At 48.5% G+C, this 15,001-nt stretch carries 14 protein-coding genes; 1 reads left to right on the top strand and 13 read right to left on the bottom strand.

Translation table 11 applies throughout. The annotated features are described in order from the left end of the window. The coding region (locus QMA39_RS19350) for a hypothetical protein (RefSeq protein ID WP_281659565.1) at nucleotides 1-208 on the top strand (208 nt) is incomplete at its 5' end. 5 nt (nucleotides 209-213) lie between these two features. On the opposite strand, the gene lysS is transcribed toward QMA39_RS19350, so the two are convergent. From lysS to spoIIE, 13 genes are all read right to left on the bottom strand, one after another. Continuing rightward, on the bottom strand, nucleotides 214-1,704 hold the full coding sequence (gene lysS / locus QMA39_RS19345) for a lysine--tRNA ligase (protein WP_027953455.1): 1,491 nt from the start codon (nucleotides 1,702-1,704) through the stop codon (nucleotides 214-216). A gap of 184 nt (nucleotides 1,705-1,888) precedes the next feature. Beyond that, nucleotides 1,889-2,386, bottom strand: a complete 498-nt coding sequence (folK, locus tag QMA39_RS19340; RefSeq protein WP_206936301.1) for a 2-amino-4-hydroxy-6-hydroxymethyldihydropteridine diphosphokinase — start codon at nucleotides 2,384-2,386, stop codon at nucleotides 1,889-1,891. Beyond that, complete coding sequence (gene folB, locus QMA39_RS19335; protein WP_027953457.1) at nucleotides 2,379-2,747, bottom strand: dihydroneopterin aldolase; 369 nt, start codon at nucleotides 2,745-2,747, stop codon at nucleotides 2,379-2,381. The genes folK and folB overlap by 8 nt, the downstream gene beginning before the upstream one ends. Next, on the bottom strand, nucleotides 2,740-3,573 hold the full coding sequence (folP, locus tag QMA39_RS19330) for a dihydropteroate synthase (protein WP_281659564.1): 834 nt from the start codon (nucleotides 3,571-3,573) through the stop codon (nucleotides 2,740-2,742). Before folP ends, folB begins: the two co-directional genes overlap by 8 nt. A 123-nt stretch (nucleotides 3,574-3,696) precedes the next feature. Further along, the gene (gene cysK, locus QMA39_RS19325; protein WP_277988145.1) at nucleotides 3,697-4,629 is read right to left on the bottom strand and encodes a cysteine synthase A; all 933 of its coding nucleotides are present in this window, start codon (nucleotides 4,627-4,629) and stop codon (nucleotides 3,697-3,699) included. A gap of 154 nt (nucleotides 4,630-4,783) precedes the next feature. Beyond that, on the bottom strand, nucleotides 4,784-5,665 hold the full coding sequence (gene hslO / locus QMA39_RS19320) for an Hsp33 family molecular chaperone HslO (RefSeq protein WP_027953460.1): 882 nt from the start codon (nucleotides 5,663-5,665) through the stop codon (nucleotides 4,784-4,786). Nucleotides 5,666-5,671: 6 nt separating this feature from the next. Continuing rightward, nucleotides 5,672-6,463, bottom strand: coding sequence for a type III pantothenate kinase (locus QMA39_RS19315; protein WP_027953461.1), 792 nt, complete (start codon nucleotides 6,461-6,463; stop codon nucleotides 5,672-5,674). Between the two features lie 118 nt (nucleotides 6,464-6,581). Continuing rightward, nucleotides 6,582-8,612, bottom strand: coding sequence for an ATP-dependent zinc metalloprotease FtsH (gene ftsH / locus QMA39_RS19310; protein WP_027953462.1), 2,031 nt, complete (start codon nucleotides 8,610-8,612; stop codon nucleotides 6,582-6,584). A gap of 117 nt (nucleotides 8,613-8,729) precedes the next feature. Then, complete coding sequence (gene hpt, locus QMA39_RS19305) at nucleotides 8,730-9,269, bottom strand: hypoxanthine phosphoribosyltransferase (protein ID WP_281659563.1); 540 nt, start codon at nucleotides 9,267-9,269, stop codon at nucleotides 8,730-8,732. Nucleotides 9,270-9,280: 11 nt separating this feature from the next. Then, a complete protein-coding gene (tilS, locus tag QMA39_RS19300; protein WP_206936293.1) occupies nucleotides 9,281-10,678 on the bottom strand; it encodes a tRNA lysidine(34) synthetase TilS in 1,398 nt (465 codons plus the stop codon). A 73-nt stretch (nucleotides 10,679-10,751) separates the two neighbouring features. Beyond that, nucleotides 10,752-11,675: a protein kinase gene (locus QMA39_RS19295; protein ID WP_281659562.1), complete on the bottom strand. Its 924-nt coding sequence runs from the start codon at nucleotides 11,673-11,675 to the stop codon at nucleotides 10,752-10,754. Continuing rightward, the gene (locus QMA39_RS19290) at nucleotides 11,656-12,393 is read right to left on the bottom strand and encodes a VWA domain-containing protein (RefSeq protein WP_206936291.1); all 738 of its coding nucleotides are present in this window, start codon (nucleotides 12,391-12,393) and stop codon (nucleotides 11,656-11,658) included. Before QMA39_RS19290 ends, QMA39_RS19295 begins: the two co-directional genes overlap by 20 nt. Nucleotides 12,394-12,456: 63 nt before the next feature. Next, a complete protein-coding gene (spoIIE, locus tag QMA39_RS19285; protein WP_027953467.1) occupies nucleotides 12,457-14,904 on the bottom strand; it encodes a stage II sporulation protein E in 2,448 nt (815 codons plus the stop codon). Between the last annotated feature and the right edge of the window lie 97 nt (nucleotides 14,905-15,001).

Here is a 15,001-nt window from a genome sequence, read left to right as displayed (position 1 = left end):
GACAAATACTAATTTATCATGGGAAGCCGTTTGTGTCAACAACTTTTTTCATGATTTGTTTTGGCGTTTTTCAACACCGCGCCGCTCTCTTAAAGCGACAAGTAATAATTTATCACGGATAACAGTCCAGCGCAATAGTTTTTTTCAAAATATCTTATCATTTTGCTATAAAAAGAAATCCTCCGCCTTTATAACCGGCGGAGGATAGCTGGATCAGGATTCACGATGTCGCATTTGCGGGAACAGCAGGACGTCGCGGATAGAGGCTGAATTGGTTAACAGCATAACGAGGCGGTCTACGCCGATTCCCAATCCACCTGTCGGCGGCATGCCATACTCAAGAGCTTCCAGGAAATCCTCATCCATCATATGGGCTTCATCATTTCCTTCTTCGCGCTCTTTAAGCTGAGCTTCAAACCTTTCGCGCTGATCGATAGGATCGTTCAGCTCAGAGAAGGCATTGGCATGTTCACGTCCAACGATGAACAACTCAAAACGATCTGTGAACCGCTCATCTTCGGGGTTCTTCTTGGCAAGTGGAGAAATCTCTATCGGATGTCCATAAATGAAGGTTGGCTGGACAAGCTTTTCTTCGACACGCTGCTCAAAGAACTCGTTGACAATATGACCGAATGTCATTGTGTCTTTAATTTCAATGCCGTGTTCTTCAGCAAGAGCTTTAGCTTCATCATTACTCATGTGCTTCCAGAAATCGACGCCTGTATATTCCTTGATTGCATCCACCATATGCAGACGGGTCCAGTTTGGTTCCAGGTTAATCTCCTGATCGTCATACATGACCGTAGTTGTACCGAGGACCTCTTTAGCGATATGAGCGACCATGTTCTCCGTCAACGCCATAATGTCCTTATAATCTGCATACGCTTCATACAATTCGATCATCGTAAATTCAGGGTTGTGACGCGTAGATACGCCTTCATTACGGAAGACACGTCCGATTTCATATACCTTTTCCATACCGCCTACAATGAGGCGCTTCAAATGAAGCTCGATGGCTATGCGCATGTACAACTGCATATCAAGCGCGTTGTGATGGGTGATGAACGGACGGGCGGAAGCTCCTCCCGGAATGCCGTGCATTAATGGTGTTTCCACTTCAAGGAATCCTAAACCGTCCAGGTAGCGGCGCATGGATTGGATGATTTTACTGCGCAGAACAAACGTGTCTCTGCTGTCAGGGTTCGTAATTAAATCAAGGTAACGCTGACGATAGCGCTGTTCTACATCTTGGAGTCCGTGGAACTTTTCAGGTAACGGGCGCAGGGATTTCGTAAGCAGCTGGAATTCCTCCGCTTTTACAGAAAGTTCTCCGACGTTTGTTTTGAACATCACTCCGGTTACTCCGACAATATCCCCGAGATCTGCTGTTTTAAAGAGGTTGTCATAGGCTTCTTCTCCGATTTCATCTTTACGGACGTACAACTGGATCTGTCCTGTGACATCCTGGATGTGCGTGAAGCCAGCTTTCCCTTTCCCGCGCTTGGTCATGATTCGGCCGGCTACGGTCGCCGGGAACTGCTTTTCTTCCAACTCTTCTTTTGTATAGGTATCGTATTGTTCTTTTAGCTGGTCCGCATAGTGGGTCCGGTCGAAACGGTCGCCGAACGGATCCAGACCTTGTTCACGGTGAGCATTCATCTTGTCTCTGCGCACCTGCATATATTCATTCAGTTCTTCTGACACTGCTATCACTCCATTCCTCGTCTTTTCCTTGTACTGTGCCGCCACAATAACAAAAACTGCCAGCAAAGGGCTGGCAGCATCTAACTATGGTTTAGTATAAAAAAGTCTTATGGGTGTGTCAACGCTCACGGGAACCTTGACTCCGCTTCCCGGCCGAGGGCCTTGCTGCTTCATGGCTTTTTGTTCACAGGTGCCCCCATAACGTAACGCTTTCCCTTTCTGCATCCGGAAGTTCATGAAGCAGTTCGACCGCCTGCTTCTGCAGATGGGGAAGGTAGGCCTGTGGATCTACATCGGCCAGAGGGACGATAACAAACGCCCGTTCATGCATGTGGGGGTGGGGGATCGTCAATTCGGCAGCTGCTCTGTTTTCTTCGTTATACAAAAGGATGTCGAGATCAATGGTCCGCGGCCCCCATTTCACTAATCTTTTTCTTCCAAGACCATCTTCAATCGCCTGACAGGCTGCCAACAGATCTTCAGGAGGAAGGGATGTCTCCACGGTGATCACCATATTCAAGAAATCCCCCTGGTCTGTGTAACCCACCGGACTCGTTTCATACACTCCCGATCTCCCCTCTACTTGAACGTCTTCATTTTCATCCAGTAAAGCAATGGCATCACGAAGGTACTGTTCCCGTTCAGCAAGGTTGGATCCGAGTGCGATATAAGCTTTATTCATCAGACCGGCTCCGGTATATCTCAATTGCTACGGATTGATAATGTCCGGGGATGGGCGGGTCCGGTTTGAATACTTTTACAAGACAACCTTCCAAAAGCGGGAAGGAGGAGAACAACTCCATGGATATCTGCTCAGCTACAGACTCCACAAGCTTATAGGCCTTCCCCTCTACAATCTTTTTTGTTGTTTCATAAATCGCCCCATAATCAATGGACTTTGTCATATCGTCAGATTGGGAAGCCGGTTTTAAGTCCAGCTCCAATTCAAGATCTACATAAAAACGCTGCCCCAGTTTGTTTTCTTCGGGAAAAAGGCCGTGATAGCCCCAGAATTCCATTTGATTAACGTAGATTTTATCCATTTCCTCCACCCTTTCCAATCATAGCATCCATCATTTTAGTCATACGGACCACGGGCCCCACATCATGCACCCTTACCATTTCCACTCCCTGGGCCACCCCGTAGCACACCGTTGCGCCTGTCCCTTCCATTCGTTCCTCTTTAGGAAGATCCAGCACCGTACCGATAAAAGACTTCCTTGAAGTACCGAGAAGAATCGGATAACCGAGGTCACGAAGCTCGCCGAGGTGACGCATGACCACAAGGTTATCCTGCTGGCTCTTGGCAAAACCGATACCCGGATCAAGAATGATCTGCTCATCCTTCACTCCCCGTGCCTTCACACGGTTCACCATTTCTGTTAGATCCTTTTTGACATCATCCATTAACGAAGTGTAATTCCGATCCTTCCGGTTGTGTGTCAAAACAAGTGGAACGTCATTCCGGGCAGCGACATCAGCTGTAGCCGGATCCTTTACAGCCCCCCAAACATCGTTAATGATGGAGGCGCCATGCTGGACAGCCCTGGCAGCCACTTCCGACTTGTACGTATCAATGGAGATTGGTACATCAACAGCCTGACTTACCGCCTCTATCGTTGGAAGGACCCTTTTCAACTCCTCCTCCGCCGGTACAGGGTCATGGCCTGGACGTGTTGATTCACCACCGATGTCAATGATGTGGGCTCCTGCTTCCACCATAGCTTCTGCCTGCTGGACAGCCCGATCAACATCTGTGTACAGCCCGCCATCCGAAAAGGAATCAGGAGTGACGTTTAAAATGCCCATAACGAGGGTCTGTTTTGTTAAATCATAGGTTTTCACGCGCGTGTGTAAGTATAAGGACATGTATTCCCCTCATTTCTTTATTATTCTTCCCCTATCTTACAACATTTCATAAGTTCTATCATGACAGGAATTCCTGTCCTACGGAAAAAACGCACCCCCTGTTAAAAGGAGTGCGTTAGACTTTTATTCTTCATCAAATTGGTAAAGGGGAGTGGATAGATATCTTTCCCCATTACTAGGAATGACCGCCACCACTTTTTTACCTTTTCCAAGCTGCTTAGCTACTTGTTTCGCTACGTGGATCGCTGAACCGGAAGAAATCCCTCCAAGGATTCCATCTTTACGCGCTGCTTCGCGGGCAGCAGTAAAGGAATCTTCTTTAGAAACCGTTACGACTTCATCGTAGATTTCTGTGTTCAGGATTCCTGGTACAAAGCCGGCGCCGATCCCCTGGATTTTGTGTGGTCCGGGATTTCCGCCGGATAATACCGGGGATTCTTCCGGCTCAATTGCATAGATCTTCATGTCAGGGTACTTTTCCTTCAGCACTTTTCCAGCACCGGTAATTGTTCCCCCTGTTCCAATACCAGCAACAAAAGCGTCCAGTTGATCACCCATCTGCTCGATGATTTCAGGTCCTGTGGTCTTTTCGTGGATGAGAGGGTTCGCTTCATTGTTAAACTGCTGAGGCATGAAGTAGCCATGCTTTTCATGAAGCTCGGCCGCCTTCTTAATCGCTCCTTTCATACCATCGCTTCCTGGTGTAAGAACCAGTTCCGCTCCGTAGGCACGCAGAAGGTTCCGACGTTCCTGACTCATCGTATCAGGCATGACGAGAATCGCTTTATAGCCTTTGGCTGCAGCAATCATAGCCAGACCAATTCCCGTGTTTCCACTCGTTGGTTCCACAATCGTGTCGCCCTCGTTCAACCGGCCGTCTTTCTCCGCTTCTTCCACCATAGAAAGGGCAATACGATCCTTCACAGAACTCCCTGGATTCATGTACTCCAGTTTAAGGTAAATGTCTGCACTGTCTTCGTCAGCACTGCCGTTCAGTTTTACCAGCGGAGTCTGTCCTACAAGTTCACTTACGTTATTTACGATTCTCAACACCATCACTCCTAAAACCAAGTATTTAAATAGGATTTAACTTTAACTTACTGAAATCCACCACAATTGTCAAACAATTCATGCTAAAAGAATAGAAAAAGACGGAACGAAAGTCCCGTCTTTTATTTATATCCTTATCGGCTGGCTATGATGAAAAAAATCAGCTGGTGCTCTGAGATTTCAGTTCTTCCAGATCATGAGCAGAGAATTGATAATCTTCGTTGCAGAAGTGACACTTCGCTTCCGCACCGTTATCCTCTTCAATCATGCGTTCAATTTCCTCATCACCAAGGCTGGAAATGGCCATCTCGACCCGTTCACGTGAACAATGGCATTGGAAATTCACAGGCTTTGTGTCCAACAGCTGGACATTTTCTTCCCCTAGAACGGTGTAAAGAATCTGCTCCGGTGTTTTTCCTTCCTGCACAAGTGTAGAAATGGGACGCATATCAGAGAGACGTTTCTCAATTTCTGTCGTCGTCTTGTCATCAGCGCCCGGCATCATTTGAATGATAAAGCCTCCGGAAGCAAGGATGCTGTGATCTGTATCCACCAGTACACCTGCCCCTACAGCGGAAGGGACCTGTTCAGAGTTCGCGAAGTAATACGTGAAGTCCTCACTGATTTCCCCGGACACAATCGGAACCTGACCAGTAAAATGATCTCTCATCCCAAGATCCTTCACAATACTCAATGTCCCGGACGTACCGACCGCACGTGATACGTCCAGCTTTCCTTGGGCATTGGATTCGAAGTCGACATGAGGATTCTTCGCATAGCCGCGAACTTCCCCGTTAGCGTTGGCATCCACGACAATGGCACCCACCGGCCCGCCGCCTTCAACCTTCACTGTGATTTTGTCTTCTCCTTTAAGCATAGCTCCCATCATAGAGCTGATCGTCAAAGTTCTACCCAGAGCGGCTGATGTTGTCGCCCACGTATCCTGTCTGCGTCTTGCTTCTTCGACGGTGTTGGTGGACTGAACAGCGTACGCTCTCACTTGTCCATCAAATGCCATCGCCCGCACTAAATAATCTGACATGAATCATCATTCTCCTTTAAATGCTTTTTTCTCTTTGTTGCGCTGATATATCTTATGCAGCCCCTTCAATGTAAGATAGGGATCTACATGATCAATGGTCCTGGACTGGCCGGCAATTAAGTTCGCTAAGCCTCCGGTAGCAATGACTGTGGGCGTATGGTCGGAAGTTTCCTTCATCCTTCGCACCACTTCATCCACTTGTCCAACGTATCCGTAAAATGCTCCGGACTGCATCGCTTCTACAGTACTTTGTCCGATGACATGCTCCGGACTTTTAATTTCAATCTTCGGCAGTTTAGCTGCTTTGGCATAGAGGGCTTCCATGGATATGTTGACTCCAGGCGCAATAGCACCTCCCAGATACTCACCTTCTGCATTGATGTAGCAGTAGGTTGTCGCTGTTCCGAAATCAATAATGACCAAAGGAAGCGGGTACTCATCAATGGCTCCGACAGCATTCACTACCCTGTCCGCCCCTATTTCGTCAGGGTTCGGATATTTCATGGGCAGACCATGGTCGACATTATTTTCTCCGATAATCATGGGCTGCTTTTTAAAATAATAACGAGACATTCGGTCAAGTGCAAACATTATGGGCGGAACTACGGAAGAGATGATAACCCCGTCCATATCTTCAAATGCCAGACCTTCATGATCAAAAAGGGATTTGATCAGCATTCCGAACTCATCTTCTGTTTTATGTCGATCTGTCTTAATTCTCCATTGATACTTTAACGCACCATTCTCAAATACGCCTAAGACAGTATTGGTATTTCCCACATCAAGGACAAAATTCATACAAACAGCCTCCTGTGTCATTTCCTTCGGCTACCATCATACCACAAGAGCCGAACCGTCTGCTGTAATGAGACACGAAAAACCACACCGCCGGAGCTGGTGTGGTTTTTTCGTTGAATTAAGAACGACGATCGTCAGAATCTGACCCGCTCTCTTCTTCTTTATTTGTTGAGGAATCTTCGGTATCCTGTTCCTCTTCAGAGACTTCTTCATCTTTCGATTGGATGTTGACGCGTACATCTTCGTCACTTCCGGAAGAAGTATTGTTCTTGATTTTAGCATTGTGTTCTCTAGCAAGGGCTTCAAGCTCTTCATCTGTTGGAAGACGTCCTTTGTCAAACAAGGAACGGATTTGAGTAGCATCCAGAGTTTCTACTTCCAGCAATGTTTTGGCAATCAGCTCTAATTTATCTCTGTTTTCTGTCAGAATCGTCTTCGCACGATCATAACAGTACTGGATAAAGTTCTTCACTTCCTGATCGATTTCGTAAGCGATCTGGTCACTGTAGTTCTGCTCATTCTGAATGTCACGGCCCAGGAAGACCTGACCTCCGGAATTGGATCCGAACTGAAGCGGTCCGAGTTTTTCACTCATGCCGTATTCAGTAACCATTTTACGTGCAATGCTTGTTGCACGCTGGAAGTCGTTGTGGGCACCGGTACTCACTTCACCGAAGATGATTTCTTCAGCTACACGGCCGCCCAGAAGACCCGTGATTTTGTCGAACAGTTCAGGTTTTGTCATAAAGTAACGATCTTCTTTTGGAAGCATGACCGCATAACCGCCGGCCTGACCTCGTGGGACAATCGTTACTTTATGAACCATGTCAGCATCATCAAGCACCATACCGATGACCGTATGTCCACTTTCGTGGTTGGCCACGATGTCGCGCTCTTTCTTGGAAATGACACGGCTCTTCTTAGCCGGGCCTGCAATAACCCGGTCGATAGCTTCATCAACATCATCCATGTCGACACTTTTCTTGTCTCCACGGGCAGCTACAAGAGCTGATTCGTTCAACAGGTTCTCCAAGTCTGCGCCAGAGAATCCTGGTGTACGGAGAGCGATCGTCTTCAAATCGACATTTTCAGACAGCGGCTTGTTCTTCGCATGAACGGCGAGAACAGCTTCACGGCCTTTGACATCCGGGCGATCGACAGTAATCTGTCTGTCAAAACGGCCGGGACGAAGAAGGGCCGGGTCAAGAATGTCCGGTCTGTTGGTCGCAGCAATGATGATGATCCCTTCATTGACTCCGAAACCGTCCATCTCAACAAGGAGCTGGTTCAATGTCTGCTCACGCTCATCGTGACCGCCGCCAAGACCTGCGCCACGCTGACGTCCAACAGCATCGATCTCATCGATAAAGATAATACCAGGGGCATTCTTTTTGGCGTTTTCAAACAGGTCACGGACACGGGAAGCCCCGACACCGACAAACATTTCAACGAAGTCCGAACCACTGATGGAGAAGAACGGAACTCCCGCTTCCCCGGCAACGGCACGGGCCAGCAATGTTTTACCTGTACCTGGTGGTCCTACAAGAAGGACACCTTTTGGAATACGTGCACCAACAGCAGAGAATTTACGCGGGTCTTTAAGGAAGTCAACTACTTCCACAAGCTCCTGCTTCTCTTCATCTGCACCAGCGACGTCTTTAAAACGTACTTTTTTCTTCTCTTCGGTGTACATCTTCGCCTTGCTCTTACCGAAGTTCATGACACGGCTTCCGCCGCCCTGAGCCTGGTTAAGCAGGAAGAAGAAGAGAATGAAGATAATGACAAACGGAATAATGGATGTCAGGAATGTCACCCATGCGCTCGGCTGCTCTTCCTGTTCAACATTTAAGATCGACTGCTCCTGAGCCGTCTCGGTAATGTTGGAAAGTGTCTGGTCGTTCGCTGTAATCTGTGCGGTGAAGGCTTCTTCCCCTTCTTCTGCACCTTCCAGCTGACCAGTGATTCGAATCACTCCATTAACAGGCTGAATTGTCATCTCTTCGATGGCACCGCTGTTTAATTTATCGTAAAACTGATTTACATTTAACTCTTGCTGCGGATCACCTTGACCTCGGAATAAACCGACCACGCCGATAACAACGAGGAAGATAAGTAAGTAAAATATGGTATTACGAAAGATCCGGTTCATTGCCTACCTCCTCCCAAACGAGAAAAACTATAGTAAATACTACCATAACAAAAACGGACGACACAACTAATTACCCTTGAAACGAACCGTTTGAAACCACTTACGGAGTATCTGGGACTATCCGCCATATACTTCAGGTTTCAACACCCCTACATAAGGAAGATTCCGATACTTCTCCTGATAATCCAGACCATACCCGACAACGAACTCATCCGGTATTTCAAAGCCGACAACGTCTGCTATTACATCAGCGCTGCGTCCCGTCGGTTTATCAAGAAGGGTGACGATCTTAATCGAATTCGCCTTTCTATATTTAAACAAGTCGACAAGATAGGCAAGCGTGCGGCCACTGTCAATAATGTCTTCAATGATCAGGATATCCCGGCCCTCTACTTTTGTATCAAGGTCCTTGACAATCTTGACCTCACCGGAGGACTCCATTCCACCGTGATAGCTGGACACATCCATAAAGTCCATTTCCAAATGCGTCTCCATCCGTTTCAAAAGGTCTGTCATAAAAGGAGTTGCCCCTTTCAGCACTCCGATAGCCAAAGGAAATCGATCCTTATACTCCTCGGATAAACGGGCTCCCATCTCTTTGCATTTCTGCTGGATCTCCTCTTCGGAAATCAAGACCTTTTCAATTTCGTTGTGCATGATTGCTCCTCCTACGCGTCTGCTTTGTTTTTATAATGTAACCGAAGCCATGGACCTGTTGAAGACCTGCCTCTCTGCCTGCCGCCTTTTTTCAGGCCGCCAAGCCAGAGAATTTCCCCTGTCTGATCGGTAACGACCGGCAGTGTCCCGCGGGTGCGGGCAGGGATTTTCTGATCAATAAAAATATCTTTTACTTTTTTTGACCCCTTCATCCCTCTTACTTCCATACGGTCTCCGGGCTGTCTGGAGCGGACGATGAGCGGAAGGTTTACGTGATAGTCCTCACATACATAGGTGAAGGCATCGGGCTCTTCCGGGCACCAGCTCCATTCCGCTTCCACGGACGAACCATCCGGAAGGGAGACAGAGGCCCCGGGGTGCAGAATTAAACGAAAGGACGAATCCTCGTTTTCATCCGCGAATGTGAAGGTGATCTCATCGTAAGCGCGGACCACTTTCAACCCTCCGGGAAAATCAAGGGAACGGTTCGGTTTCTCGTCCCTTAACAGGTTCATGAACATTTCTTCATGAAGATAGGAAATGTCTTCGTTTTGCTTCACATACAGATAGTTCAATATTAGATGAAAGGCTGTCCTTTGTAAAGCAAGCGGAAATGTTTTGAAGGTTTGTTTTGAAAATTGTACGAATTTCTCAACATCCTCCGAAAAATGAACATATTCCAACACCTTCTGAGCCTGTTCGTTTATGTAGGAACGCTCTTCCGCTGCCCTTTCACTGAATGCCTGCACATGCTCATGAAGCCGGGGATTCTGCTCCTTCAAAAAAGGCATCACCCTGTGACGGAACGCGTTGCGCGTGTAGTCGGTCCGATCATTGGAGGGATCATGGCGGCTTGGAAGAGAACGGTCATTCAAATAATGGAGAAGCTGTTCCTTGGAGACACATAGCAGCGGCCGTACGATTTCACCGCAGGCAAACGGTCTCCGCAAAGGGATTCCCTGAACCGCTTCAGGCCTGGCGGAACGGACCATCTGCATCATGAGCGTCTCTGCCTGGTCGTCTCCGTGATGCCCCATGACGAGGACATCCGCCTGCCGGGCATACATCTGCTCTTCAAAGAAACGATAACGGAGATCGCGGGCCGCTTCCTGCGTCCCTTTTCCCGATGATTCCTTATACGAACCTGTATCGACAGAGGTTCCATGAAATTCGACATCCCATTGATCCGCAAGCGTCTGAACAAAGGCCAGGTCTTCCCGTGCCTCTTCCCCCCGCAGTCCGTGATCCACGGATACAGCTGTGAGGTGAAACGGAACCTTTTCTCTCAGCTGGGTCAGCATATGGAGAAGGGCTGTTGAATCCGGCCCTCCGGATACAGCAGCAAGGACCGTCTGTCCCGGTTGAATTAACTGATGTTTTGAGATGAACGAATGGACAACGTGATCCATCAGACGTTCCTCCTGTCTATCTCTATCTTCCCCTATCGTATCACTCTTCTCACCATCTGCAAAAGAATAGCTGTTACAAGAAAAAAGTAATCAAGGACCCTCCCATAAGCAGTACGGACAATAAGGTGATGGCCGTTAACTCCCCGGAATCGGTGCTCTTTTTCTTCTGATCTGCGCGGAAATGGACACGTGTTGAAGACGGTGTTTTGTACAGCAGCACACCAGCCATATCTTTTTCCATTTCCGAAGCATCCTTGTACTTTCCCTTCCAGCCATTTTGGATGATTTTCCGGTATGGTTTGAGTACAGGAGCAGCTGCCAGTTTCTGTTCCAGCGTCTTTCTCGGGGAAGACCCCCTTTCAAAACGCCCCGCCCCTGCGGTTTCCAGCATAATCATCGTAATCGCGAATAGATCGTAGGAAGGTTCGGCCTTCCTGGAACCCATCCCCCAGTACCCGCGGTCATAGAACTCCGTGTATTCCTTTATCGCCCTGCCTGCTGCTGTCACACCCCCGACGTCAATAAGCCGGACACGCGAACCGGAAACAAGTAGATTGTCTGTTTTCAAATCGCCGAACACATACCCAGCTTCGTGAAGCTTGGCAATATCACCCATAATTTGAGCTGCGCAAATACCGACCCATTCTTTCGACTTCCCCGCCAGAAACTGAGGCAGGGGCTTTCCTTCTATGTATTCCATCACATAAAAAGGCAGCTGATGCCCCCCGGACATCCGGTAGTCATCCACATCAACAAAAGAAGGCCCAAGTTTTTCCCCTTGGACCTTGCTGAATTTCTTTAGCATGTTCACCTCAAGCATCATCCTGGAGCTGTCGGTTCCCATTTTGAGCGCATACGTCTCCCCCCGTGTCGAGCGGCATTTATAAACGGTGCCGCACGCTCCTGAACCGAGTTTTTCCATGATGATGTATGGGTGCTTGTTCCACCTGCCGAGGACCTGATGGCCCGGTGAGAAGTTACCAGCCTGTTTCTTCATAAGGATCTTCTCCATCTTCCAAGTGGGAAGGGGCTGATTTGGCAGCAAAAGCATACAGGGCCTCTCGAAGAGCAGGGCCTGTCGGTGTGTAGCCGCCGCTGTTCAATTTAGAAAACAAACGGTTGACCGCTCCCAGTTCCGGTGTCCAGTCCACCATCTGCAGGATCGTATGTTTCGGATCCGGGAAGGTGTAGACACTGAACTGATTGGACCCTGATCGTGCATTGAGGCTTAAGGACAAATCAAAAAGAGCATCTTTCACTGTAGGAAGCTTATGATGCATGCTTGCACTCACGTCCACGAGCACCAGCACCTCCAGAGCACTGCTTTCCCCAAGCTCATCAACGACTTCCACAACTTCTCCCCGCTGCTCAGGAGGAAGTTCCTCCAGCGATTGATTTTTTCCCAGAATCTCCTGCAGCTCTTTATTGACGATACCCTGTATCGTCTGGGTCATCGCCTGTTTCGTCACCATCTGCACGGTCTGGGACAGACTTTTTTGATACACGATCTGACTGATGCCCCCGCCTGCCTCGGCAATCGCTTCTACTTCATCAAGCCCCTGCGGCCTGCTGTTCTGCCGGTCGTCGAGAACACCAATCACGTTCACCGTTATCCCCTGGCTTCTTGCCAGTGCTGCCACTGCGGCGGGGTCCTCCCCGTGATTTGAACATCCATCGGTTAACAACAGTATCTGCTTCAGTCGCCCTGTTTTCATAATGATGCTCCCTCCTGTTTCGTTGCTTCCATCTTCGCCGAAAAGGAGGGGTTCTATACGCGGTCAGGCCTCTTTTTTCTCTGAAGGAATGGACGCCCACTCCGGGAGATAATGATCGATTCTCGCTACGATGATCGTCATATCATCGACAATGTCACCCGAATGGGTACGGATCACTTCTTCCAGGAGCAGATCAGCCATCACCTGTGGATCCTGACTCGATATTTCGCGGATCTTCCGTTTGATCCACATTTCCACGTTTTCAATCTGACGCGGTGCTTCCAGTATGCCGTCGCTCATCATAATGAGGAAGTCCCCGGCTTTCAGCTGTTCACTCCTTACATCTACATCCACGTCCGGGATAATGCCCATTGGCAGATTCCCGGCTTCGACGGTGTGGATTTTATCTCCTCTTTTTATAAAACTCGGGGTGCTCCCGACTTTAATAAACTTGGATGTCGCCTGATGCAGATCAATCACAGCTAAATCCAATGTTGAAAAAATTTCATCATTCGTACGAAGCGACAGGATGGAGTTAATCGATTGGATCGCTGCTGATTCCTGGATGCCGGACTGTAAAATCTGCTTGAGCAGACGCAGCGTTTCCATACTTTCTTCATGAGCACGTTCCCCGTTACCCATTCCATCACTGATCGCCAGGGCATATTTCCCTCTGCCCAGTTCCATCATCGTAAAACTATCTCCGGATACAAACCCGCCCCCTTTGGCTGCATGCGCCACTCCGGATTCAATGGCGTAATGTTTGGCGGAGCCAAACGAAAGGTAACACCTGCCCTGCGGATAAGGAGAGATTTCCTCCATCGTTACGACAATCGTCTCTCCCAGAATGTCAGACAATACCGGTGCAATAATTTTCGCTCCTTCTCCGCGGTAATTATCAATTTCTACAATCAGTTCAAGGTCCATGTTCCCTTCATCCAGTGAATAGATTTCGAGTTTCTGAATTACCATCCCCATTCGTTCAAGAGCACGATAAATGACATGCTCCTTTTTTTCGTGGTGCTCGCGTTCTTTCACGATTTCCTGAGCGAAATTATCCATCACCTCCGAAACCCCCTGCAGCTGTTCCGCCACGAAGCGCCGGCTCTCCAGCACCTGCCGTTTCAACTGCCGGTTGGCATGATAAAAAGACAACTCGTGATTCATCGTATCAATCAGCTTCTGCGGCTTGACGCAGTGCTGATCCACACTTTTTCGCAGGCCCCTGCCCGCCTCTCCTTTCTCATCCAGTTCATGCATCAAATCAGTCATCAAATTATGGGTGTCATCAAAGTTCCGCACCCAGCACTTTTCCTTCATAAAACAGGACTGACAGGTCTTTTCTGTGACATGGCTCAAGAAGTAATCGATCTCCTCCGCTTCACCGCTTTCCTCCTTTGGAGACTCCAGATATGTGAAACTTCTTGATAAAGCCTGAAAAACGTCCGAAAATTTCCCGACCCTTACAGCCGTGACATCCCGGACTTTTTGTAAGTATTTCTGCTGTTCCGAAAAATGTTCATCTGTGCCCGGAACATACTTGGACAACTGTTTCACCCAGGAGTTCGGCGTGAGAACAAACAACGCCACGGCCCAGGCCGTTGCCCATAAGGAAGCCGGCAGTTCTGTGTCACTGCCCATATAAAAACCGATTAAAAGGGTGCCGACCACCAGACCGGCACTGACTCCTGCTTTTTTCCCCTCCTTCAAGAGCCCGCCAAGCAGGCCGGAAAAAGCCAGCAGACTCATTTGATAAATATGATCCATATTCGATAAACTCAGCACCAGACCTGTGACGACTCCAACGGTTGAACCGATGGCAGCCCCGGCAATATAGGCGAGCAGAATGACAAGGTACCGGGCAAATACATCCACGACGGCTACGCCCTGGATCTGCCACCCGATCAATCCTGTCAAAACGGAAGCGAGTAATATAATGAGGCAGACAATCTCTTCGTTTTTCAACGTAGGCTGAAACCTCTGGGGTGTTAAAATCGGAATGCTCTGCATAAAGATAAGGACAAGGATGAAGCTCAGTATTCCTTCGGCAGCCATCAATGTAATTTCATAGAGCTGCCAGCGGTCCAGTAAAGCGAGGCTGACGGTGCGGGGAATCAAGCTTGCCATTAATGCCAAAGCCGGGAGCCACTTCTGGGGGTGACTTGTTTTGCGCAGCCCCAGGCTTAAGAGCAAAAAAGCCGTCGACGCCCCTACAATAAAACCCGCATGCGCGTAGCTGTATGTAGAAGCCCCTGCCGCCATCATGATCGTTACGGGTATGACGAGCGGACGCTTCATCCACCAGATCACCGACAGGAAAGCGACACCGAAAGGGGCCATGGATGATAGAATAATAGCTCGTCCAAGCAGCAGGGCGAGGACCATGTGGAAGACTCCTTTGTCGGCCATAAACGAAACTGTACGGAAAGAAGCTCTTTGGAAGCCTTGAACCATTCTCGAACTTCGGACAGCTGATTGACGATTTTCCTGCTTCGAAACTGTTTCTAACATGTTTATCACTCCTTCTTTGTGAAACCTATTAAACCACATGAAGAAGAAGCATTTTGTCAAAACAACAAGAGAGCAGAAACAAAAACTTCGATGCTTT

The sequence above is a fragment of the Halobacillus sp. Cin3 genome (genome assembly GCF_947311855.1).
Taxonomy (GTDB): Bacteria; Bacillota; Bacilli; order Bacillales; family Halobacillaceae; genus Halobacillus; species Halobacillus kuroshimensis.
Note: the sequence above shows the minus strand (reverse complement) of the source record. Positions and strands in the feature narration are given on the sequence as shown.

What these genes read in the sequence shown, in the direction of transcription:
- hpt (WP_281659563.1), bottom strand. Translation starts at nt 9,269, where the DNA reads ATGCACAACGAAATTGAAAAGGTCTTGATTTCCGAAGAGGAGATCCAG.
- spoIIE (WP_027953467.1), bottom strand. Translation starts at nt 14,904, where the DNA reads ATGTTAGAAACAGTTTCGAAGCAGGAAAATCGTCAATCAGCTGTCCGA.
- folK (WP_206936301.1), bottom strand. Translation starts at nt 2,386, where the DNA reads ATGAATAAAGCTTATATCGCACTCGGATCCAACCTTGCTGAACGGGAA.
- QMA39_RS19290 (WP_206936291.1), bottom strand. Translation starts at nt 12,393, where the DNA reads ATGAAAACAGGGCGACTGAAGCAGATACTGTTGTTAACCGATGGATGT.
- ftsH (WP_027953462.1), bottom strand. Translation starts at nt 8,612, where the DNA reads ATGAACCGGATCTTTCGTAATACCATATTTTACTTACTTATCTTCCTC.
- tilS (WP_206936293.1), bottom strand. Translation starts at nt 10,678, where the DNA reads ATGGATCACGTTGTCCATTCGTTCATCTCAAAACATCAGTTAATTCAA.
- QMA39_RS19315 (WP_027953461.1), bottom strand. Translation starts at nt 6,463, where the DNA reads ATGAATTTTGTCCTTGATGTGGGAAATACCAATACTGTCTTAGGCGTA.
- QMA39_RS19295 (WP_281659562.1), bottom strand. Translation starts at nt 11,675, where the DNA reads ATGAAGAAACAGGCTGGTAACTTCTCACCGGGCCATCAGGTCCTCGGC.
- cysK (WP_277988145.1), bottom strand. Translation starts at nt 4,629, where the DNA reads ATGGTGTTGAGAATCGTAAATAACGTAAGTGAACTTGTAGGACAGACT.
- folP (WP_281659564.1), bottom strand. Translation starts at nt 3,573, where the DNA reads ATGTCCTTATACTTACACACGCGCGTGAAAACCTATGATTTAACAAAA.
- hslO (WP_027953460.1), bottom strand. Translation starts at nt 5,665, where the DNA reads ATGTCAGATTATTTAGTGCGGGCGATGGCATTTGATGGACAAGTGAGA.
- folB (WP_027953457.1), bottom strand. Translation starts at nt 2,747, where the DNA reads ATGGATAAAATCTACGTTAATCAAATGGAATTCTGGGGCTATCACGGC.